The 21,692-nt window shown below is 36.3% G+C and carries 25 protein-coding genes and 1 pseudogene; 14 read left to right on the top strand and 12 right to left on the bottom strand.

Features of this window, described 5'->3' with window-relative positions; translation table 11 throughout:
- Window positions 1–6: 6 nt before the first annotated feature.
- Window positions 7–471: a 2-dehydro-3-deoxyphosphooctonate aldolase gene (locus tag RUH60_RS09330; RefSeq protein ID WP_313807653.1), complete on the bottom strand. Its 465-nt coding sequence runs from the start codon at window positions 469–471 to the stop codon at window positions 7–9.
- A 6-nt stretch (window positions 472–477) separates the two neighbouring features.
- Window positions 478–954: a DUF4199 domain-containing protein gene (locus RUH60_RS09325; RefSeq protein WP_313807651.1), complete on the bottom strand. Its 477-nt coding sequence runs from the start codon at window positions 952–954 to the stop codon at window positions 478–480.
- A gap of 116 nt (window positions 955–1,070) precedes the next feature.
- On the opposite strand from RUH60_RS09325, the gene RUH60_RS09320 reads away from it, so the two are divergent.
- Both RUH60_RS09320 and RUH60_RS09315 read left to right on the top strand, forming a co-directional pair.
- The gene (locus RUH60_RS09320) at window positions 1,071–1,628 is read left to right on the top strand and encodes a YeeE/YedE thiosulfate transporter family protein (RefSeq protein ID WP_313807649.1); all 558 of its coding nucleotides are present in this window, start codon (window positions 1,071–1,073) and stop codon (window positions 1,626–1,628) included.
- A gap of 10 nt (window positions 1,629–1,638) precedes the next feature.
- A complete protein-coding gene (locus tag RUH60_RS09315; RefSeq protein ID WP_313807647.1) occupies window positions 1,639–2,061 on the top strand; it encodes a DUF6691 family protein in 423 nt (140 codons plus the stop codon).
- Between the two features lie 33 nt (window positions 2,062–2,094).
- On the opposite strand, the gene RUH60_RS09310 is transcribed toward RUH60_RS09315, so the two are convergent.
- Window positions 2,095–2,370: an ATP-dependent Clp protease adaptor ClpS gene (locus RUH60_RS09310; RefSeq protein ID WP_313807645.1), complete on the bottom strand. Its 276-nt coding sequence runs from the start codon at window positions 2,368–2,370 to the stop codon at window positions 2,095–2,097.
- Window positions 2,371–2,399: 29 nt separating this feature from the next.
- Window positions 2,400–3,236: a 50S ribosomal protein L11 methyltransferase gene (prmA, locus tag RUH60_RS09305; RefSeq protein WP_313807643.1), complete on the bottom strand. Its 837-nt coding sequence runs from the start codon at window positions 3,234–3,236 to the stop codon at window positions 2,400–2,402.
- Window positions 3,237–3,335: 99 nt separating this feature from the next.
- Between prmA and RUH60_RS09300 the strand changes: the two genes are divergently transcribed.
- The 3 genes from RUH60_RS09300 (at window position 3,336) to RUH60_RS09290 (ending at window position 8,556) form a co-directional block, all read left to right on the top strand.
- Entirely contained in the window at window positions 3,336–4,553 is a 1,218-nt protein-coding gene (locus tag RUH60_RS09300; protein ID WP_313807642.1) for a porin, read from the top strand.
- Between the two features lie 119 nt (window positions 4,554–4,672).
- Window positions 4,673–7,861: a cytochrome c biogenesis protein CcsA gene (gene ccsA, locus RUH60_RS09295; protein ID WP_313807640.1), complete on the top strand. Its 3,189-nt coding sequence runs from the start codon at window positions 4,673–4,675 to the stop codon at window positions 7,859–7,861.
- A gap of 107 nt (window positions 7,862–7,968) precedes the next feature.
- A complete protein-coding gene (locus tag RUH60_RS09290; RefSeq protein ID WP_313807638.1) occupies window positions 7,969–8,556 on the top strand; it encodes a glutathione peroxidase in 588 nt (195 codons plus the stop codon).
- Window positions 8,557–8,584: 28 nt separating this feature from the next.
- Here the strand turns inward: RUH60_RS09290 and RUH60_RS09285 are convergent, their stop codons facing one another.
- A complete protein-coding gene (locus RUH60_RS09285; RefSeq protein ID WP_313807635.1) occupies window positions 8,585–9,079 on the bottom strand; it encodes an N-acetyltransferase family protein in 495 nt (164 codons plus the stop codon).
- Between the two features lie 374 nt (window positions 9,080–9,453).
- Between RUH60_RS09285 and RUH60_RS09280 the strand changes: the two genes are divergently transcribed.
- The 3 genes from RUH60_RS09280 to RUH60_RS09270 all read left to right on the top strand — a co-directional run bounded on the left by RUH60_RS09280 (window position 9,454) and on the right by RUH60_RS09270 (window position 11,936).
- Window positions 9,454–9,804 carry a hypothetical protein gene (locus RUH60_RS09280; RefSeq protein ID WP_313807633.1) on the top strand — a complete coding sequence of 117 codons (351 nt, stop codon included), beginning with the start codon at window positions 9,454–9,456 and terminating at the stop codon, window positions 9,802–9,804.
- 41 nt (window positions 9,805–9,845) lie between these two features.
- Window positions 9,846–11,498 carry a 2-succinyl-5-enolpyruvyl-6-hydroxy-3-cyclohexene-1-carboxylic-acid synthase gene (gene menD / locus RUH60_RS09275; protein WP_313807631.1) on the top strand — a complete coding sequence of 551 codons (1,653 nt, stop codon included), beginning with the start codon at window positions 9,846–9,848 and terminating at the stop codon, window positions 11,496–11,498.
- A gap of 96 nt (window positions 11,499–11,594) precedes the next feature.
- A complete protein-coding gene (locus RUH60_RS09270; RefSeq protein ID WP_313807629.1) occupies window positions 11,595–11,936 on the top strand; it encodes a DUF2853 family protein in 342 nt (113 codons plus the stop codon).
- Window positions 11,937–11,978: 42 nt separating this feature from the next.
- Here the strand turns inward: RUH60_RS09270 and RUH60_RS09265 are convergent, their stop codons facing one another.
- The 4 genes and pseudogenes from RUH60_RS09265 to RUH60_RS09250 all read right to left on the bottom strand — a co-directional run bounded on the left by RUH60_RS09265 (window position 11,979) and on the right by RUH60_RS09250 (window position 13,355).
- On the bottom strand, window positions 11,979–12,398 hold the full coding sequence (locus RUH60_RS09265; RefSeq protein WP_313807627.1) for an arsenate reductase ArsC: 420 nt from the start codon (window positions 12,396–12,398) through the stop codon (window positions 11,979–11,981).
- 4 nt (window positions 12,399–12,402) lie between these two features.
- Window positions 12,403–12,528 carry a hypothetical protein gene (locus RUH60_RS09260; RefSeq protein ID WP_313807625.1) on the bottom strand — a complete coding sequence of 42 codons (126 nt, stop codon included), beginning with the start codon at window positions 12,526–12,528 and terminating at the stop codon, window positions 12,403–12,405.
- Between the two features lie 2 nt (window positions 12,529–12,530).
- Window positions 12,531–13,005, bottom strand: a pseudogene (locus tag RUH60_RS09255) (DUF6428 family protein).
- A 17-nt stretch (window positions 13,006–13,022) separates the two neighbouring features.
- Window positions 13,023–13,355 carry a metalloregulator ArsR/SmtB family transcription factor gene (locus RUH60_RS09250; RefSeq protein ID WP_313807622.1) on the bottom strand — a complete coding sequence of 111 codons (333 nt, stop codon included), beginning with the start codon at window positions 13,353–13,355 and terminating at the stop codon, window positions 13,023–13,025.
- A 140-nt stretch (window positions 13,356–13,495) separates the two neighbouring features.
- On the opposite strand from RUH60_RS09250, the gene RUH60_RS09245 reads away from it, so the two are divergent.
- Together RUH60_RS09245 and ygiD are read left to right on the top strand one after the other, a co-directional pair.
- Window positions 13,496–14,323 carry a S1-like domain-containing RNA-binding protein gene (locus RUH60_RS09245; RefSeq protein ID WP_313807620.1) on the top strand — a complete coding sequence of 276 codons (828 nt, stop codon included), beginning with the start codon at window positions 13,496–13,498 and terminating at the stop codon, window positions 14,321–14,323.
- Window positions 14,324–14,407: 84 nt separating this feature from the next.
- Entirely contained in the window at window positions 14,408–15,286 is an 879-nt protein-coding gene (gene ygiD, locus RUH60_RS09240; RefSeq protein WP_409559656.1) for a 4,5-DOPA dioxygenase extradiol, read from the top strand.
- On the opposite strand, the gene RUH60_RS09235 is transcribed toward ygiD, so the two are convergent.
- The 3 genes from RUH60_RS09235 to RUH60_RS09225 all read right to left on the bottom strand — a co-directional run bounded on the left by RUH60_RS09235 (window position 15,283) and on the right by RUH60_RS09225 (window position 17,406).
- On the bottom strand, window positions 15,283–15,711 hold the full coding sequence (locus RUH60_RS09235) for a PH domain-containing protein (protein ID WP_313807618.1): 429 nt from the start codon (window positions 15,709–15,711) through the stop codon (window positions 15,283–15,285). The genes ygiD and RUH60_RS09235 overlap by 4 nt on opposite strands.
- 10 nt (window positions 15,712–15,721) lie before the next feature.
- Complete coding sequence (locus RUH60_RS09230; RefSeq protein ID WP_313807616.1) at window positions 15,722–16,909, bottom strand: serine hydrolase domain-containing protein; 1,188 nt, start codon at window positions 16,907–16,909, stop codon at window positions 15,722–15,724.
- A 296-nt stretch (window positions 16,910–17,205) separates the two neighbouring features.
- Window positions 17,206–17,406, bottom strand: a complete 201-nt coding sequence (locus tag RUH60_RS09225; RefSeq protein WP_313807614.1) for a hypothetical protein — start codon at window positions 17,404–17,406, stop codon at window positions 17,206–17,208.
- Window positions 17,407–17,586: 180 nt separating this feature from the next.
- Between RUH60_RS09225 and RUH60_RS09220 the strand changes: the two genes are divergently transcribed.
- From RUH60_RS09220 to RUH60_RS09205, 4 genes are all read left to right on the top strand, one after another.
- A complete protein-coding gene (locus RUH60_RS09220; RefSeq protein ID WP_313807612.1) occupies window positions 17,587–18,426 on the top strand; it encodes a 1,4-dihydroxy-2-naphthoyl-CoA synthase in 840 nt (279 codons plus the stop codon).
- A gap of 3 nt (window positions 18,427–18,429) precedes the next feature.
- Window positions 18,430–18,981 (top strand): PH domain-containing protein, encoded by a 552-nt coding sequence (locus tag RUH60_RS09215; protein WP_313807609.1) that lies wholly within the window; start codon window positions 18,430–18,432, stop codon window positions 18,979–18,981.
- Window positions 18,959–20,482 (top strand): PH domain-containing protein, encoded by a 1,524-nt coding sequence (locus tag RUH60_RS09210; protein ID WP_313807607.1) that lies wholly within the window; start codon window positions 18,959–18,961, stop codon window positions 20,480–20,482. Before RUH60_RS09215 ends, RUH60_RS09210 begins: the two co-directional genes overlap by 23 nt.
- A 303-nt stretch (window positions 20,483–20,785) precedes the next feature.
- The gene (locus tag RUH60_RS09205) at window positions 20,786–21,685 is read left to right on the top strand and encodes a 1,4-dihydroxy-2-naphthoate polyprenyltransferase (RefSeq protein ID WP_313807605.1); all 900 of its coding nucleotides are present in this window, start codon (window positions 20,786–20,788) and stop codon (window positions 21,683–21,685) included.
- Window positions 21,686–21,692: the final 7 nt, after the last annotated feature.

The raw sequence follows: 21,692 nt of genomic DNA, 5'->3' as shown, positions 1-21,692 counted from the left end.
TTAAAATTATGACTTAGTTGCCACAGTTTTTTTAATAGAAAGTCCTTTTGGGCATACAATTTTTCCTCTTTCGTAAATATTGAAATGCAACTGAATAGGCTTTTTGTTACCTTCCCAGGTTACTTCGTAAATTGATAATGTTCCACCACCCATTTTATTGTTTTTGGTTGGAAAAGGGCAGCAGTCACCAGTTTTTTTATAAGTAAGCATTTCTCCGTTAGGCGCTTGCAATCCGTTGAAGTAATAAGCGATAAACTTTTGTTCGCTCATTTCCATAATAAAACCGATGTTGATAGGATAATCCGAATCATAACCGTATTTAGCATCCTGAGCGTATTCAGTTATCTGATAAGCATTACTTTTAATGACTGGTTTAATCGCGGTTTCATCAATATTTTTAATAGTCGATTTGGTACTGATGCACGACGTCAATCCGATGAAAATTACCAATAAGGAGAACTTCTTCAACATAGTCAATTATTTAGATTTCATAAAATAGGCTACAATAGCGGCTGTTACAACGCCCATTGATAAGCTTCCGAAGATTCCCTGCATGATGTAACTTTTTAAGTTGAAGTACATTACAGCGTCTTCACGTTTCATCAGTTTGTGTTCATCAGCATAATTAATAGCGTTAGTGAAATAATCCGGGCTGATGAAAGTATTAGTGATGTATTGACAAACCGGACTCAGTAACGTAATCATTGCCGTCAGAATAATTCCCGAAATAAAACCTTGTCTCCAATCCATTTTTCCATCGAAGAAATTATTTTTCTTGTCGCGTAAAGCTAAAACGTATAAAACAATGGCGACAATTCCGAAAAGATTGGTGTAAATCGGATGTTTGTCAATCATCACATCGTGAAGTCCGACGCTTTTTTCAATAAACATCCAAACCAGAGCAGCGGCTGAAAAAATCAAAGCCCATTTAATTTCAATCGAATAGTTTTTCATAGTAAGCATAAATCAATACTCAAAAGTAACAGATTATTCTCATGAAACGAAAAATATGTAATGATTGTTACATAAAATCTTTTGGCTATCGCTATTTTTGTCAAAAAAGATAAACTATGTATTCATTTTACGGAACCTGGCCTTGGTACATTTCAGGGTTTTTAATAGGAGCAATTATGCTCACTTTGGTGTATTTTGGGAAGCAATTCGGAATGTCGTCAAACCTGCGAACACTTTGTACAATGGCTGGAGCCGGTAAAAATGTGAGTTTTTTCAAATTTGACTGGCGGGAACAAAAATGGAATTTAGCCGTAGTTTTTGGTGCTATTTTAGGCGGATTTGTTGCCGTACATTTTTTAAGCGACGGAAGCGGTGTAAACCTTAATCCACAAACGGTTGAACAATTAGCCGCTATGAACATCGAGGCTCCAAACGGAAAGCTTGGACCGGATTCCTTATTCGGATTAGAAGCGGTTAAAACGCCAAAAGCATTTGCTATTTTACTGCTTGGCGGTTTATTAATCGGTTTCGGAACACGTTACGCTGGTGGATGTACTTCCGGTCATGCTATTTCAGGCTTGAGTAATTTACAGAAACCGTCTTTAATTGCAGTTATTGGCTTCTTTATTGGTGGATTGCTTATGGCACATTTCCTTTTACCCTTAATTTTTTAATGTTTGAAGTATGAAGTTTTTAGATTTAATAAAATTCGTAGTTGTAGGTTTCGTTTTTGGAATTGTCTTAACCAAAGCTGAAGCTGTTTCCTGGTACAGAATTTATGAAATGTTTCATTTTCAGTCGTTTCACATGTACGGAATTATTGGTGTTGCAGTCGTAACGGGAGTTTTGGGTGTACAATTCATCAAAAGAAATAATGTAAAAGACATCAAAGGATTACCAATTGAAATTGCTGATAAAGAAAAAGGATTTGTTCGTTACATTATTGGCGGAGCCTTATTTGGTTTAGGTTGGGGATTGGTTGGCGCTTGTCCGGGACCAATTTTTATTCTTTTAGGAGCTAGTTTTTACGGAATCGTAATCGTTTTAATCGGAGCGTTGTTAGGAACGTATTTGTATGGAGTTTTTAAAGATAAATTGCCACATTAATAAATAAAAAAGTCCCGATAATTCGGGACTTTTTTATTGTATTTCGGCACTTAAACCTGCATCAAGTAAAGCAGTGCACTGTGGTTCTAATTCTTTAAAAGAACCGGTTTTGACGCCACATTTTCCGGTGTAATGAACCAATAAAGCACATTGTTCAGCTTGTAAAGGTTCGTGGTTGCAAACGTCAATTAGAGTATCGATTACGTGATCGAATGTGTTTACATCGTCATTGAACAAAATGATTTCGTAGTTATTCGACAATAATTCTTCAACGGATACCTGTTCTTTTACTTTTTCTTTTACGCTCATAATCAAGCATTTGAATTTTAAAAATCAGGCTAATTTACGTATTTTAAAGCTACCCAATTGTTCTTTTGGAACTTTTTAACATAAGTTAAACCTTTCTCGGTACAAGAAGCATCTATATGTGAAATGTCTTCATTGTAGAAACCGCTTAACAGTAAAACACCATTTTTGTTTAAACAATTTACATAGGTTTGCATATCGTTTAGCAGGATGTTTCGGTTGATGTTAGCAATAATCAAATCGTATTTCTGACCTTGATTCAGTAAGCTTACATCACCTTCGAACACTGAAATTTCACTGCAATTATTTCTTTCGGCATTTTCAATAGAATTCAGATAACACCAATTGTCAATGTCAATAGCATCAATCGGTTTGGCACCTTTCATTTCGGCTAAAATGGCTAAAATGGCGGTTCCGCAACCCATATCTAAGGTTTTCATATCGGTTACATCCATTTCCAAAAGATGCTGAATCATCATATAAGTCGTTTCATGATGCCCCGTTCCGAAACTCATCTTAGGTTCAATAACGATATCGTATTTAGCATCGTTTTTAGCATGAAAAGGCGCTCGAACATGACAGATTCCGTCTACATCAATCGGTTCAAAATTCTTTTCCCATTCTTCATTCCAGTTTACCTGAGCGATTTCTTCGACGATGTAAGAGATTTTAAACTCCTCATTTTCTAGGATATAAATATCATTTAGAATATCTTCGTTCCACAAAGCTTTCTGAACATAAGCCGAAATTCCGTTTTCGGTTTCAATGAAGCTTTCGAAGGCTTTTTCGCCCAATTCGGCAATTAAAATTTCAGAACCTAATTCTTTAGGTTCAATCGTGAAATGATAACCGATATAACTGTTTTCCATAACGCAAAATTTCCGCAAAGGTAACAATAACTTAATACTGACTGAAATTAATAACATTAGTTTTGCACCCGAATAACACACAACTTACTATTTCTTAACATGAAAAGAATTATTACCTTCTTTCTTTTGTGTTTTGCAGCTATTCTTCAAGCGCAGGACATCAAAGTATCTACTAAAGATAACGATTTAAAATTGGCGGCACTTCCGTATTACAGCTACGGTAAAGGCTTGGGAATTACTTCAGCCGATAGTTTATTCCAGTTGAACATCCGTTTCAGAATGCAAAACCGTATCGGCTACATTCAAAACGAAGACGAAGATGCAGCTTACGACGGACAAATTCGTCGTTTACGTTTGCGATTCGACGGTTATGTCGGAGATCCAAAATTTTTATATGTATTGCAATTATCCTTTGCTCCAGGCGATGTAGGGGAAATCCAGGACGGAGAAAACATCAACATTATTCGTGATGCAGCCGTAATTTATCGTCCAAATAAGCATTGGAGTTTGATTTTCGGACAGACCAAAATTCCAGGAAACCGTCAACGAGTAAACTCTTCCGGAGCGTTGCAGTTAACGGATCGTTCGATTAATAACTCAAGATTTAATGTAGACCGTGATTTCGGAATTCAGGCTTATTTTTTAAATGAAAAGAAAGATCAATTCTCGTATAATATCAAAGGAGCTGTTACAACCGGAGAAGGAAGAAACTGGACGAAAAGCCCTGATAACGGCGTTGCGGTTACCGGAAAAATTGAATTATTTCCTTTGGGAAGTTTCAAAAAAGACGGTTCCAATTTCGAAGGTGATTTAGCCAGAGAAGACAAACCAAAAGTTTTATTATCGGCTTCGGCACATCAAAACAATTGGGCAAGAAGAACACAAGGGGAAACCGGAAACGATTTGTTTGAACAACGCACCATGTCATCTGTTTTTGGAGATTTTATGCTGAAATACAACGGTTGGTCAGGAATGGCAACGTATATGAAACGTATGGCGAAAAATCCGGTAACTGTAAATCCTTTAGATATGACTGAAAGCAATTTTGTTTATGTTGGTGAAGGAATGGATTATCAGTTGAGTTATACTTTCCCGACGATGTATGAAATTATCGGACGTTATTCCTTCCAAAATGTAAATAACGATATTAAAGATTTAGCACCGAATACCCGTGAATATACGCTTGGACTTACCAAGTATATTTGGGAACACGCTTTTAAGCTGCAAACGGAGTTTACCTATGACCAGCTAAGTTTCGGAGACGGAAGTTCCAAAGACAATTGGTACATTCGTTTTCAAGTGGAAATCGGAATTTAAAACACAAGCCTGACTGGAAATCCAATCAGGCTTTTTTATTTCTTAAAATTAGTTAAAGTAGCCGAACAAAAGTTTGTTTTTGAGTATCTTCGCGACAATTTGAAAAACCTGATTCCGTCATGGATAAAAAAATATTCTCTTTCCTGTTTTCCACTCGTTTAATGGCCGTTTTATTTATTGTTTTTGCAGTTGCTATGGCAGCCGGAACCTTTATTGAAAACGATTACAATACAGATACCGCCAGAATTTTGGTATATAACGCCTGGTGGTTTGAAGTTATCATGATTTTGTTCGTGATTAATTTCATTGGAAACATTAAACGATACAACCTTTTGAGTAAAGAGAAATGGGCTTCATTGTTATTGCACTTGTCGTTCATTCTGATTATTGCAGGAGCTTTTGTGACCCGATACATCAGTTTTGAAGGCATGATGCCGATTCGTGAAGGAGAATCTTCCGACCAGATATTTTCAGAGAAAACGTATTTGAATGTTTTTGTGGACGGCAGTTACAAAGGCGAAATGAAACGTCGTACGTTTGAGAAACAACTTTTATTGTCACCAGCTACCAACAACGATTTTTCAATTGCTGAGAAGTTTGATGAAATTCCGTTTGAAGTACGTTACAAAGACTTCATCATGGGTGTAAAAGAAGTGGTGAAAGAAGACGCCAATGGAGTTTTATTTTTAAAATTGGTGGAATCTGGAGACGGAACGCGTCACGAACATTACCTGAAAGAAGGCGAAGTGCAAAATATTCATAACGTCCTTTTCGCTTTCAATAAATTTACCGAAGGTGCTATCAATATTACCAAAATCAGTGAAGCTTATACGATTCAATCGCCATTTGAAGGAGATTTTATGCGCATGGCTGACCAGTTTAGAGGAAGCGTTGAAAAAGAGAAAATCCAACCGTTGATGTTGCGTTCCTTGTACAACATGGGTGGAACCCAATTTGTAATTCCGGAGCCGGCCATTAAAGGGAAAATGGTTAAGGAATCCAATGGCGATTATAAAGACAAAGAAACTGACGATGCTTTAGTGTTGACAATCAGCAATGAAGGAAAAGAAAAAGAGGTAACGCTTGTAGGTTCCAAAGGAAAAATGGGCGTTCCACAATCGTTTAAATTGGGAAGTCTGGAATATACCGTGATGTACGGAAGTAAAGTTTATCAAACGCCATTTTCTGTAAAATTGAATGATTTTATCGCATCAAAATATCCGGGAACGGAGAAAAGTTATTCGGCTTTTGAAAGTAAAGTGACGATTAACGATACGGAAGAAAACAACAAATTCGACGCCAGAATTTTTATGAATAACATTCTGGATTACAGAGGTTACCGATTCTTTCAGGCTTCTTTCGATCCGGATGAAAAAGGTACGATTCTTTCTGTAAACCACGATTTTTGGGGAACTTGGATAACGTATGTCGGTTACACGTTGTTGTACATCGGATTACTTGGTGTTTTGTTTACAAGAGGTTCCCGTTTTGGAGATTTAGGTAGAAAACTGAAAAAAGTAAAAGACAAAAAAGCGGCTTTAACTGCAATTTTATTGCTGTTTTTCAACCTTGGAATTTTTGCACAACATCAGCCACACGAAGGACATGAACAACATGCGGGAGAACAGGCGGTTATGCCAAAAATGCCATCAGAACAACAAATAGATTCCTTACTGTCTAAATACAAAGTATCGGAAAAACACGCAGCTAAATTCGGACGTTTAATCGTTCAGGATCAAGGCGGACGTATGAAGCCGGTCAACACCTTTTCATCAGAATTACTTCGTAAAGTCAGTAAAAGTGATAGTTACAAAGGCATGAATTCGGATCAGGCGTTTCTTTCGATGACGCAGTTTCCGCAACTTTGGTATAATGTACCGATCATCTATGTTAAAAAAGGAAACGACAGTCTTCACAATTTGATTGGTGCTGAAAAAGGAGCAAAGTATGTTTCGTTAATGCAGTTTTTCGATGCCAGAGGAAATTACAAATTGTCCCCTTATTTGGATGAAGCCTACAAAGCTGCTGTTCCGAATCAATTTCAGAAAGACTTTATTGAAACGGATAAAAAAGTAAACTTACTATATTCTGCCTTGAGCGGACAAATTTTAAAAGTGTTCCCGATTCCGTTTGATAAAAACAACAAATGGGTTTCGCATTTAGAACTTAATGAAGCAGGATTGACAGGTATGGATTCGTTGTTTACCAAAAATGCACTTCCGTTGTATTTGTCTGCTTTGGATGAAGTTCCGGTGAAGAAAGATTACAAAGCCGCTGATATGTTTATTGACGGTTTGACCAAATTTCAGAAAAAATACGGGAAAGAAGTTTATCCGAGCGAAGAAAAAATCAATTCGGAGATTTTGTACAACAAATATGATATCTTCAAGAAATTGTACTCCTGGTATATGTTTGCTGGTCTTTTGATGTTCCTTTTTGTAATTATCAAAATTTTCAATTCCGGAAAAGTAATCAATATGCTGGTGAAAATCAGTCACGTAATTATTGGTTTACTGTTTGTACTTCATACACTTGGTTTAATTGCCCGTTGGTACATTTCCGGTCACGCACCTTGGAGTGATGCCTACGAATCGATGATTTATGTGGGTTGGGCAACGATGTTATTCGGATTAATCTTCGGAAGAAAATCGGAACTTACTGTAGCATCAACAGCCTTTGTAGCAGCAATGATTTTAATGATTGCACACTGGAACTGGATGGATCCGGCGATTGCCAACTTACAACCGGTTTTAAATTCCTATTGGTTGATGATTCACGTAGCGGTAATTGTGGCAAGTTACGGTCCGTTTACGTTAGGAATGATTTTAGGAATTGTTTCGTTGTTACTGATGTTACTGACTACTGAGAAGAACAAAAAGAAAATGGAACTCAACATCCGCGAAATAACAATCATTAATGAAATGGCGCTTACGGTTGGATTAGCCATGTTAACCATCGGAAACTTTTTAGGCGGACAATGGGCCAACGAAAGCTGGGGCCGTTATTGGGGCTGGGATCCGAAAGAAACTTGGGCGTTAATCAGTATCATGGTATATGCGTTTGTAATTCATATGCGCTTTGTTCCAGCTTTACGAGGCAAATGGATTTTTAACCTGATGAGTATTTTTGCGTTCTATTCGATTATGATGACCTATTTCGGAGTAAACTTCTACTTATCCGGATTGCATTCGTATGCTAAAGGAGATAAAGTAGTAACACCGAATTTCGTGTATATTTCAGTTGCTTTGGTGATACTTTTAGGAATTGCGTCCTATTTCCAATACCGAAAACATTTCAAAAAACAATAATTGAAAACCCATAATCGAAAGGTTGTGGGTTTTTTGTTTAACAAAACTTTAAACGGAAAAAGAATTGAAAAACTTACATTTTCAGTAATTTTATAAAAAGTAAAATAATGAAAAATCTAATTTTAGCCTTTGGATTATTAGCCGCAATGGGATGTCAGGGGCAAAAGCAAAATAAAAAGACAATGGAAACAATTCAAAAAGATAAAGTAGTGAAAGCAGAAACCATTTATCAGTTTAAAGTAAAAGATATTGAAGGTAAAGAGTTCGATTTTGCCGCTTTAAAAGGAAAAAAAGTAATGATTGTCAATACCGCTTCAGAATGTGGTTTAACACCGCAATACGAGCAATTGCAGAAAGTATATTCGGAGTTTAAAGATAAAAACTTTGTTATTGTAGGTTTTCCGGCGAATAATTTCGGAGAACAAGAACCGGGTAGCAATGCAGAAATCAAAACATTCTGCACCAGAAATTATGGAGTTACCTTTCCGATGATGGAGAAAATTTCCGTGAAAGGCGACGATATGCATCCATTGTATCATTTCTTAACCGAAAAAGCGAAAAACGGTTTGGAAGACAATCAGGTAGAATGGAATTTTCAGAAATACCTAATCAATGAAAAAGGAGAATTGGAGTTTGTCATCAATCCTCGAATTCTTCCAGACGATAAAGAAATAACCGATTGGATTAAATCCTAATGAAAAACTCCCGATTGGGAGTTTTTTTTTATAACATAAACTGCACAAAAACCGAATCCAGCCAACGGTCAAATTTATAACCGGTTTCTTTAATGTGACCCACTTTTTTAAAGCCTTTGCGTTCGTGAAAAGCGATACTTCCAATATTTTCAGAGTCAATAACTCCAATCATAGTGTGCAAATTTTGTTTTCTGGCAATGGCAATAAGTTCGTCTAGTAAATAGGAACCAATGCCTTGTCCGGTAAAATCTTTGTGGATATAAACCGAATGTTCCACCGTAAAACGATACCCAATTTTGAATCGGAAAGCGCCATAAGTACCAAAACCGACTATTTTATTTTCCTTTTCAGCTACTAAAAACGGTAAGTCTTTGGCTAGCTTTTCATTGAAAATAGCCAACTGTTCGTCTAAAGTTCTCAAATCGTAATCCCAAATTGCTGTTGTATTTAGAATTTCATAATTCACAATTTCCAAAACTGCCGGAATATCTTCTGAAATTGCCTGTCGAATAATAGTTGACATATCAAAAAAATGATTAAATTTATATAGAAAAGCCGTCGTAATTTATGCCGATGAAGTTAGTGAATTTATCGAAAGGATTAACCGTTCTCTATTTCGTAAATCTTTTTTGTTACTGCTTGTTTTCTTTTTTGGAATGGAAGACAGGTGAGAGTGTGTTTTGGCTTCTTCGGATTCCTATTCTTGTAGTGCTATATTTTGTAGCTTCTCAGAAAAAACAATTGATCTTTTTTTTAGCATTAGTTTTCTATCAGGCTGCCTCTGTTTTATTTCGAATAGAAGGTGATAAAAGTTTTATTTATGCCTCCATTTCATCACTTTTGTTTAAGTTTTGCTTACTCTTTTTGATAAAGGATTTGATATGTAAAAGCAACAAAATGGCTATCGGTTTTGCTTTTTTACCTTTTTTTGTGATTTATCTTTACATGATTAATTTTGTATTGGAACCACTTGGTGACAGCTATTTTATTTGGATAATGAATGCATTCGTGACTTCTTATATTGGTGGCGTTTCCATTATTAATTATCTGAATAACAGTGAAGAACATTTTTTCTGGTTGTTGTTGAGTTCGATTTTGTTTTTAATCCAGATTGGCGCTTTTTTCTTCAACAGGTTTTACATCAAAAATGAATCAATTTACCAACTTGTGATTTTATCGTATGGGATTTCACAATTTGCATTCTGTAAATTTCTTTTGCTAAAAGAACAAAAATCGAGTGTCGTTTAGCAGGCAAATCTTTGTAAATTTGTGCTACTGAAAAAATAAAAATGATTTACCCGAAAATACCTTTAGCCCAAAGTCTTATCGAAATCTGTAAAGCTAAAGAACTACATGATATTGTAATTTCTCCCGGTTCACGAAATGCGCCTTTAACGATTGGTTTTGCCAGCAATTCAGCGTTTAATTGTTTTAGCATAGCCGATGAACGTTGTGCTGCTTTTTTTGCATTGGGAATGGCACAACAAAAGCAAAAGCCTGTTACCATTGTATGTACTTCAGGTTCTGCTTTATTGAATTATTACCCGGCGATTGCTGAAGCTTTTTACAGCCAGATTCCTTTGGTTGTGATTTCGGCAGATCGTCCAAAGAACAAAATCGATATCGGTGACGGGCAAACTATTCGGCAGGAAAACGTGTTTGCGAATCATATACTGTATTCTGCTAATTTAGACGAAAATGCATCGGAAGAAAACGATATAAAAATCAACGAAGCGATTCATTTGGCGATAACCAAAAAAGGTCCGGTGCATATCAATATTCCTTTTGAAGAGCCGCTTTATGAAACCGTTTCCGAGCTTTCTGTTCAACCGACGGTTCTCGAATTGTTTACTGAAAATGAACCTTTTCAAATTGATGCAGAAGCGAATTCCAAATGGAATTCCGCTAAAAGAAAACTGGTTTTAATTGGTGTCAATTATCCGAAAGAGCTATCCGAAAGCGTTATGAAACAATTAGCTGAAGACGAATCAGTTGTGGTAATGACGGAAGTGACCTCGAATGTACATCATTCCAATTTCATCCAAAATATCGACACCTTTATCACACCATTTACCGATGAAGATTTTAAAGCGTTTCAACCGGATATTTTAGTGACCTTGGGCGGAATGGTGGTTTCCAAAAGAATCAAAGCCTTTTTCAGAAACTACAAGCCTAAGGAGCATTGGCATGTTGACGAATTACGCGCATACAATACGTTTGGCTGTCTGACGCAACATTTTGTGACAACACCGAATATGTTTTTTGATACAATTTTTGAAGCGACAGAAGTTGTTTCAAGTGATTTCCAAAAACGAGCAACTGATTTAATGAATCACAGAAAAGTGAAGCATAATCAGTATTTTGAAGCGACTCCGTATTCTGATTTTAAAGTTTTCGGAACGATTTTGCCGATTTTGCCGAAGGATAGCCAACTTCAAATCAGTAACAGTTCTCCAATTCGTTATGCGCAACTTTTCGATATTGATTCAAGCATCGAAGTATTCTGCAACCGAGGCACCAGCGGCATCGACGGAAGTACCACAACTGCTATTGGAGCCGCTTTAACTTCCGGTAAGCCAACAATTATGATAACCGGTGATGTGAGCTTCTTTTACGACAGTAATGCGCTTTGGAACGATTATATTCCTAAAAACTTCAAAATCATTCTGATAAACAATCGCGGTGGCGGTATTTTCAGAATTTTGCCAGGTCATCAGGAAACGCCGGTTTTCAATACGTATTTTGAAACTTCCCATCAGTTAACAGGGGAACATTTGGCGAAAATGTTTGGTTTTGAGTATGTATCGGTTTCAGAAGCATCGGAATTGACTTCAAAAACAGCCGCTTTTCTAAATTCCGATAAGCGTTCAATTTTAGAAATCTTCACACCAACCAATGTAAATGACACGGTTTTGAAGAACTACTTTAAAAATTTAACATAATTATAATTTAAGGCTGTACGAAATTGCCTCTTTCTGTCGTTTTGAATGTTTATCTTTGAGAGTAACGAATCAACTATAAACTTAAAAATCAACACTATGAGTAAAAGAGACGAATTGATTACCAAATACGCTGCCGATTTAAAAGACAAATGCGGCGTTACGCCAAACATGGATTTATTGACCAAAGTAACGATTGGTTGCGGACCGTCAATTTATAATCAGGATTCATCCACAGTTTCAGGTTCTTCGGAAACAGAATTAGCAACTGTGAAGAATAATTTTTTAATCAAAAAGCTAGGTTTAAAAGACGGACCAGATTTAATGAAAGGAATCGATGCTGTAATTGAAAAATACGGTCGTTCCAATAAAAACAAATACAGAGCTGTTGTTTATTTTTTACTGACGGTTCACTTTAAAAAGGAAAGTGTTTATAAATAAATAGCAATTAAATAATGAAAGCGTCCGAATTGGGCGCTTTTTTTATAATTGTTCGCTAACAAATTGCTCGCAATACTCTTTGATGAGTTTTCGAACATTCCGAAATTGTTCATTTACTTCTTCCTCAGTACCAGTTGCTTTTGCCGGATCAGGAAAATTGTGATGGAACTTTTTGGCTTTGGTAGGGAAGAAGGGACAACGCTCTTTTGCATTATCACAAACCGTCAGTACATAATCAAAAACGATGTTATTGTATTCGTCAATGTTGTTGGAAGTATGGTTTGAAATGTCAATTCCGTCTTCTAACATGGTAGCAATTGCTTTCGGGTTCACGCCATGGGTTTCAACACCAGCACTGTAAATTTCTGCTTTATCTTTAGCGAAATGACGTAAATAACCTTCAGCAATTTGACTTCGGCAACTATTTCCGGTGCAAAGAACCAGTATTTTTTTCTTTTCCATGTAGTTAAACCAATAGCCAAATGATGTTGATAATGCAAAATTTCGGATCAAAACCAAAAATTGCCTGAAGCGCAATTACTGCGGTGGTAATGATAATTGGTTTTTTGTATTTAATGATTTTTTCTTTCATGCTTAGTTACATTTATTGTTTGGTGAACAACAGGTTTGTGTAGCGCTTTGTAATTCAGATAGTTTTAAATTTTCTTTTTTTATCTGGAATACCACAATTGTCTTGAGCTAAACATGCCGTAGTTTTGTTTTGAAGAATAAAATGAGTTCCGTCAAATGTCAAATCATATTTGCCGATGGTCGTGTTTTGGTATTCTACTTCGATTTCTTCATCTTCAATACCTAATTGTTTTTCAGAAAGTTGGATGATATTCAATAGTTTTGAAGGTTTTAGCCGATGCTCAAAATCATTAGCATCCCAAAGCTGAAAACTTATTTTTTTCTCAGTACGGATGGTTCCGCCACAATCGATAAATTTTTTAGTAATCATGCCTATTTCGGTTACATGAAAATGTTCTGGAACATAAGTGTTGTCCTCTAATTTGAATTCAATAGTATCTAAATTGGGTAAAAGTTCTTTTACTTCGGATAGTTTCATAGCTATGTGATTTTAGTTTAACAACAATCAGTTTTCTTATTATTAAGATTTGTAATCATATTTCCAAAATAGTGATGAAATTTGGTTATGGTTTCCTCATCGATGCAGTAGCAAATTGCTTTTCCTTCGATGTTCCCTTTTATTATTTTGGCGTTCTTAAGTTCTTTTAGATGCTGTGATACCGTTGGTTGAGCCAATCCAATTTCGTCAACAATATCACCGCAGATGCAACTGTCAATTTTGAGTAAATATTCGATGATGGCTACTCTTGCTGGATGCCCTAAAGCTTTCGCAAGTAGAGAAATATTATTTTGCTCTTCTGTAAAAAGATCTGTTTTTGAAACCCCCATTTTATTATTTATATATTGCAATATTACGATAATAATTTAAACTCACAATTACTATTTTGAATTTTTTATCATAAGAGTTTAAGCAGTTTTAAAACAAAACATAAGAAACTTTGTACCTTTGCCGCTCTGATACGCATTTTATGATTGAAATAGGAAAATACAATACGCTGAAAATTGCCCGTGATACGAAGGTTGGATTATATTTATCTGATGGTGAAACCGATATTTTGCTGCCGAATAAATATGTTCCCGAAAATTTTCAAATTGGTGATGAACTAGCCGTTTTTGTATATCTGGATCATGAAGAGCGTCCGGTTGCCACAACTTTGGAGCCGTATATTTTCCTTAACGAATTTGCGTTGTTGCGAGTGAATTATACCAATAAATTCGGCGCTTTCATGAATTGGGGCATGGAAAAAGATTTGTTCGTACCCTTCAAAGAACAAGCCCGTCCGATGGAGCAAGGAAAGCGCTACCTAGTGTACATGTATATCGATGATAAAACCAAACGATTGGTAGCATCCAGTAAAACCAATCAGTTTTTAAATAATGATGAAGTTTCTGTTGAAGTAGGCGAGGAAGTTGATTTAATCGTTTCTCACATTACGGAAGTCGGAATCAACGTCATCATCAACGAAAAACATAAAGGTTTACTGTATAAGAATGAAGTTTTTGAAGATTTGCGTACCGGTGACCGAATCGTCGGCTTCATCAAAAACATTCGTCCCGACGGAAAAATTGACGTTTCCAGACAAGCTTTCGGTATGGAACGAGTGGATGCTTCGGCTCAAGCTATTTTAGATGAACTGAAAGCGAGTAGAGGGTTTCTGCGTTTGAACGACGATTCACATCCAGAAGATATTAAAACGGTGCTTCAAATGAGTAAAAAGACCTTTAAGAAAGCCATCGGAACCCTTTACAAGCAAAAACTTATCGAAATCAAAGACGACGGAATTTATCTGTTGTAAATCTTTTTAAATGTTAAAGATTGCTAATTTTATTGATGACATTAATTTTAATTATACATTTGTATATACAATAATTGTATAGAAATGAATAGAAGTGATTTCATTAAAGTAATAGTAGGAGGAACAGTTATGGCAAGTTTGAACCCGTTTTACAATTGGACGCAGGATTTGAAGGAAGAAGATGTTAAACTTCCGGTATTATTTATTGGACACGGTTCGCCCATGAACGGCATCGAGGACAATGAATTTTCAAGAAGTTGGACGAAAATGGGAAGTGAAATCCCTAAACCTAAAGCAGTTTTGGTTATTTCTGCACATTGGTTGACTAGAGGAACGCATATTACAGCGATGAATAATCCGAAAACCATTCACGATTTTGGAGGTTTTCCTCAAGAGCTATTTGATGTGCAATATCCTGCGCCCGGAAACCCTGAATTAGCTTTAGCGACTAAAAGTTTAATTACTTCTACAGATGTCGGTTTAGATCACGATTGGGGCTTAGACCACGGCACTTGGACAGTGGTTCGGCACATGTATCCCAATGCGGAAATCCCGGTTTTACAGTTGAGTATCGATTACAGCAAACCGCCACAATACCATTACGATTTGGCAAAACAATTGGCTTCTTTGCGTAAAAAAGGTGTTTTGATTATCGGTAGTGGTAATATGGTGCACAATTTACGTATGGTCGCTTGGGATAAACTCAACGAACCGGAATATGGTTACGATTGGGCCACTGAAATGAATGAAATCTTCAAGGCAAAAATTTCAGATGGAAATCATAAGGCTTTAATCAACTATGAAACCTTGGATAAAGCGGCAAAATTAGCGATTCCGACACCGGATCATTATTATCCGATGTTGTATAATTTGGCGCTACAAGATTCAAAAGATGCTATCAATTTCTTTAATGACAAAGCCGTTGGTGGTTCGCTAACCATGACTTCGGTTAAAATCGGTTAAGCGATAATCTGAATATTCGGATTGATTTTTAACAGTTCGCCAATAAACTCCGATTTGTGTTTCGGTGAAATGTAAATGTCGTCAAACTTGTTGTAGGTAAGCGTCAAACCATAAGAACCCAAAGCCGGTTTTAAGATGGAAGAAACATACCAGGTTTTCACATTTTCAATTTTGTGAATTTGGAGAATATCAATTTTTCCGCGAATTGGTCCGCAACTGTAATGCAGAAAAGTATCTTTAATTTGATATTTCGTGTCCAAAAGCATCCAAAGAATAAACCCCGAAATCAGTACAAGAAAGATGGTTACAGCAAGCGGCATTTTCTCATCATTTGTGTTTACAAAGAAAGATGCGACTGTCCCGAAAACAATCATAACTAGAAACGGAACCAGAAAGTAGTTGATGCTTGAGCGAAATGTTTTCATAACTAAAGTATTATTCAGCACCAATTTCTTCATCCTTAAATTTGAACGGATAATCGCCAAAATGAGGAGCTAATTTCTTGGTTTTGTAGGTTTTATGCGTGTATTTGTTGGAAAGTGCAATCAAGGTTACGTTTTCTTTTCGTAAAGTAACAAATGACGAAGTATTCCCGTGCCACCAGCCGTTATGGAAGAAATATTTTTCACCCGTTTCAAATTCCAGCATACGCATTCCTAAGCCATAATTACGCTGTCCTTTAGTTTCGTAGCTGTAGCCTTGGAACATTTCCTTTTTCATCTCCGGACTTAAAAATTCATCGGAATAAGTTGCAATGTCAAACTTCAGCAAATCTCTCGGTGTTGAATAAATGTTTTTGTCGCCATAAACCTGATCTAAAAACTCAAAAGCCAAACGCAGATAGTTGTTTTTATACGACTGACTTACTTCGTCTTTCTTTTCTAAATTGTCGAAAACGAATGTGTTTTTCATGTCTAAGGGTTCGAAAATCATTTCTTTAAGCGTTTCGGAATACGATTTTCCGGTAACTTTTTCGATAATCAAAGCCAATAAGGCGTAGTTGGTGTTACAATAACCAAATCGGGTTCCTGGTTTAGATTCTAGTCCAATCGGTTTGGTTGCCAATAAATCTAATACATCCTGATTGGTAAGGGTTTGTTTTTTGTTCCAAACGCCTTTATCATCAGTAAAATAAGCATAGTTGCGCAATCCGCTACGATGGTTCAAAAGCATGCGAACTGTAGTGGTTTCATGCGGAAACGTTGGTAAATAGGTTTGAACGGTTTTGTCTAATTCGATTTCGCCCTCATCAACCAGTTTTAAAACACAAACGGCGGTAAAAACTTTACTTACGGAAGCAATGTGAATTGGTGTTTCTGCTTCAATTTTCCAGCCTTTTTCTTTATAAGCGTAGCCGCTGTAGTTTTCATAAACAACCTGACCATTTTTGGCCACGAGAAAACCACCGCTAAAATCTTTTGAATTGTAATATTTGTTGTAAAAACTTTCAACGTACGATTTGTTTTCCTTCAGAAATTTATCTGAAAGCTTCGGTAGACTAACTTCGTACTTATCGGCAATTAGCAGCGTATCGTTTGAACTGTTCTCGTTATCGGTTTTGTTTTTATTGCAACTTAAAAATAATGGAATCAGTAAAAGGGAAATATATTTAGAAATCTTCATCAGTAATTTTAGGTAAAAAGCAAATATAATTAACCCGAAGAGTTTTTAAAAAAGATGATTTGATTAATTTCTGTTAAAATTTATAAGCTTTTGTAAAACAGCGTAAAAGAAAAAGGCTAACCCGAAAGTTAGCCTATTTTTTAATTCTTGACATTTCCTACAATTTGAAAAATAGAACTGATTAGAAATGCCTTAAAATTGTTTTGTCTTTTTATGGATAGCTTTCTACTGCATTACATCATGCTCGACATTCACTTCGTTACCCGTGGTGTTTTAAATAACTTAAAAAGAACTGACTATTTTGTTGTCAAAGTATCCTTTTCTACTTCCATAGGTGCTACTTCATCAGCCATAATGCTATCAGTGGCAACTGAGTCCACTTGCTCTTCTAGGACGGTTTCTGTGGTTGTTTCTTCTGGTTTAACTTCAGATGTATTTTTACAACTAGCAAAAGCGACCATCGCTACAAAAGCGACAAAAATTACAGATTTTTTCAAAGAATAATTTTTAAGTTAATGAATCCGTGAATTAACTTCTTGAAAAAGAAGTAGTTAAAATTACAAAAAAATACATTGCCAGTAAAGAACAGTTGAAAACTTTTGTGTTAAAATTTTTAGTGACGGAAGAAGTTTTTAAACCGCTCAAATTGTCTTATTTTTACGTAAAATTTTTAAAATATGAGTACAATCAACTGGCAAACCGTAAAAGAGTTTGAAGATATCACCTATAAAAAATGCGATGGCGTAGCCCGAATTGCATTCAACCGACCGGATGTGCGTAATGCGTTCCGTCCGAAAACAACAAAAGAATTGTTAGAAGCGTTTCACGATGCGCACGAAGATACGTCCATTGGAGTCGTTTTATTATCTGCCGAAGGACCATCTTCTAAAGACGGAATCTGGTCATTTTGCAGCGGAGGCGACCAAAGAGCACGCGGTCATCAAGGTTATGTGGGTGAAGACGGTTACCACCGATTGAACATTTTAGAAGTTCAGCGCTTAATCCGTTTTATGCCGAAAGCAGTAATCGCGGTAGTTCCGGGTTGGGCTGTTGGTGGCGGACACAGTTTACACGTAGTTTGTGATTTAACATTAGCCAGTAAAGAACATGCTATTTTCAAACAAACTGATGCCGATGTAACCAGTTTCGATGGTGGTTATGGTTCTGCTTATTTAGCGAAAATGGTCGGACAGAAAAAAGCGCGTGAAATCTTCTTTTTGGGTAGAAATTATTCGGCACAGGAAGCTTATGATATGGGAATGGTAAACGCTGTTATTCCACATGCTGAATTGGAAGATACAGCTTATCAATGGGCGCAGGAGATTCTTGAAAAATCGCCAATTTCCATCAAAATGTTGAAGTTCGCTATGAATTTAACCGATGACGGCATGGTGGGACAACAGGTATTTGCCGGAGAAGCAACACGATTGGCTTATATGTCAGACGAAGCTATCGAAGGAAGAAATGCTTTCCTTGAAAAACGTAAGCCTAATTTTGAGAAAAAATACATTCCGTAAACAATGCAGAATTTCACAAATGAAACCATAAATATATCGGAACTTCCTAAATACGAAGAAGTTGCATTACAGCCGTTGCATTCTGATTATTGGAAAGTTATCCTAATCGGGAATTTTATTTTTTTAGGAATACTAAGCATTATTGCTGGAATTGTCTTGTTTTTCAATGAGGAAGCAAGAGATTATTGGTACATTTTTGCTCTGGTTGTAGCGGTAATTTTTCTGTTTTCAGTTTTTTTAGGGAGAGTAAGTTTCAGAAAAAGAGGATTTGCATTCCGTCAGCACGATGTGTTGTATAAAAACGGCATTATTTCAGAAACGACAACTATTATTCCGTTCAATAGAATTCAGCACGTAGCATTACACGAAGGCGTTTTTGCCAGAATATTTGGTTTGGCTTCCATCGGAATTTATACAGCCGGAGGTGGTGACAGCGATATTGATATTCCGGGAATTGAAAAAGAAAAAGCCTTGCAAATTAAGCAATTGCTGATGACCAAACTCACCGACGAAACCCAACAATCAAGCGAGAATGACGGAGAAAGCGAACTTTAACCAGCCACAGCGACAATCCTTAATTGGCGTTTTGGTAATGTTTACGGATACGCTGCAGAAGATCATTCGCGGCATGTGGCCAATTTTAGTAGTTTGGATTTTCAAGTTCAACCAAATGAACAAATTGTATATTGGTTTGGGCGTTCTTGCTGTAGTTGTTTTAGTTGGAATTATTGCCTATTTACAGTATTTGAATTTTACTTTTTTTATTGATGAGGAAAACGATGAATTCATCATTAATAAAGGCGTTTTGAATAAATCGAAAATTGCCATTCAATTACATAAAATTCAGCAGGTTAATATCAATCAGACGTTAATTCAGAAGATAATCGGCGTTCATGCGTTAGATGTCGATACGGCCGGAAGCAACAAAAAAGAAGTTTCCATCCGCGCGATTTCCCATGATTTGGCGATTGCTTTGAAAACAAGATTGTTGTCTGAATCTCATAAAGTTACAGTTGATGATTCGGCAAACGAAACCGTTAGTTCAAATGAAGAACCTTTCATCAAAATTGGTTTCCCGAGCTTGCTTAAAATCGGAATCACATCCAATTATGTTCGAAGTTTTTTCCTGATTTTAGCCTTTTTCTTCACGATTTATGAAAACGTAAATCAGTTTTTAAGAAGTGCCGAAGTTGATGGCGCTGCCGATGCCGTTGATGAAAAAATTGACGGATTCATCAATGCGAACATGGCAATCTATTCCGGATTAATTTTCCTGTTGGTGATTTTTGCCCTGATAATCATAGTGAATCTCGTTCGGACGATTATCCGTTATTTCGATTTTAAAATTGCAAAGCAAAACCGTTCGTTAGTGCTGTCTTACGGACTATTGAACACTAAAAATACAATTATCCGACCTGAAAAAGTTCAGATTGTAGCTTTAAGTCAGAATTGGCTGCAAAAGAAAATGAATGTGTTGAACATCAAAATCAAACAGGCTTCCGGCAATGAAAACAATCCTGAGAACAAAAAATCAGCCATCGAAATTCCGGGTTGTAATGCTGTTGAGAAAGACGAAATCTTAAAGTTATTGTTCAGTCAGATTCCTCAAAACGGTGAAAAATTGCTTCCCAATTGGCGCTATTTGCTATTTCCGACTATTTTTTACATAATAATTCCGGTTGCTATACTTTTGTTTTTCGTATTGAAGACCGATTGGATTTCGGTTGAATATTTGACATTTCTACCGTTTTATTTAGCGTTTGTTTTAGTGATGTTGTATTTCAGTTTCAGACATTATCGTTTGTTTGTGAACGAGCAATACATTATCAAACAAAGTGGCGCTTGGGATATTGACAGGGAAATCATTGAGCCACATAAAATTCAGTCAATAAAAGTCAGTCAGTTGTTTTGGCACAAATCAGTGAATATCGGAAGTCTCACCATTACAACTGCCGGCGGAAGTTTTTCTTTCCGTTTGGCGAATTTTGACACTGTGAAAGCATTGGCTAATCTTTGGTTGTATCAGGTGGAAACGACTGATAAAAATTGGATGTAACATGGAAAAAATATTGGAATATCTCGAAAAATTAAGCAAAGTAAGCTTCGTCCTCAGCTTATTGGTTTTGGTGTATTGGGTTTTAGGAAATTCGATAGATGTTTACCAATACGCAGTTGTTGGAGCAATTTTTGAATTATTTTGGGCTCCATTGTTTATTTTATTTTTTGTCCTGCCACTTGTCAATTTGCTGATGCTGATTAAAAATAAATTTAGTTTAAAGAAATTGTGGCTTTATGCCCTGTTAATAAATTGCCTTACTGTTGGGTATTTGTACCTGCAGTTTGGTTGGTAGTAAATTATATGAAAAAATGGATTGAGGCCGCAAGGCTACGAACGTTACCGCTTTCGGTTTCGGGAATTATTGTCGGAAGCAGTTATGCTTATTACAAAGGACATGACAACTGGAAAATAGTGGTATTGGCTTTATTGACGACACTTTTCTTTCAGATTTTGTCCAATTTTGCCAATGATTATGGTGACGGCGTAAAAGGAACCGACAATGAAAACAGAGTAGGACCAAAACGCGCGATTCAAAGCGGAGCGATTTCTGTGTCGCAAATGAAAAGAGCGATTTTCATAACCTCATTATTGTCATTACTTTCAGCAGTTGCTTTAATTTATGTGGCTTTCGGTAAGAAAGATTTTGGCTATTCGCTGTTGTTTTTCTTTTTAGGAATTGCTTCGATAGTTGCCGCTATTAAATATACAGTTGGAAAAGGAGCTTACGGTTACAGCGGTTTTGGTGATGTTTTTGTATTCATCTTCTTCGGATTAGTAAGCGTTTTGGGAAGTAACTTTCTATTCGCAAAACAATTCGATTGGCTATTAGTATTACCAGCTATTTCCATCGGAATGTTAAGCGTAGCTGTACTGAACCTGAACAACATGCGCGATATCGAAAACGATAAAAATTCCGGTAAAAACACCTTGGTTGTAAAAATGGGCCTGATTTCTGCAAAACAATACCATCATTTTTTAGTATTTACACCGTTGCTTTTAATGTTGCTTTTTTCGGTCTTAACTAAAACATCGGTCATCCCAGTTTTAATTACCAGTTTTGTAATGATTAAACACATTAAAGTGGTAAATAAGGCGCAAACCTATAAAGATTTCGATCCGGAACTGAAAAAAGTAGCATTAGGAACCTTTCTATTATCGCTTTTGTTCTTCGTATTTTTAGTACTTTTAAGACATCATTAATCAACAC

Origin of the sequence: Flavobacterium sp. (genome assembly GCF_032153895.1) — a bacterium.
Classification (GTDB): domain Bacteria; phylum Bacteroidota; class Bacteroidia; order Flavobacteriales; family Flavobacteriaceae; genus Flavobacterium.
Note: the sequence above shows the minus strand (reverse complement) of the source record. Positions and strands in the feature narration are given on the sequence as shown.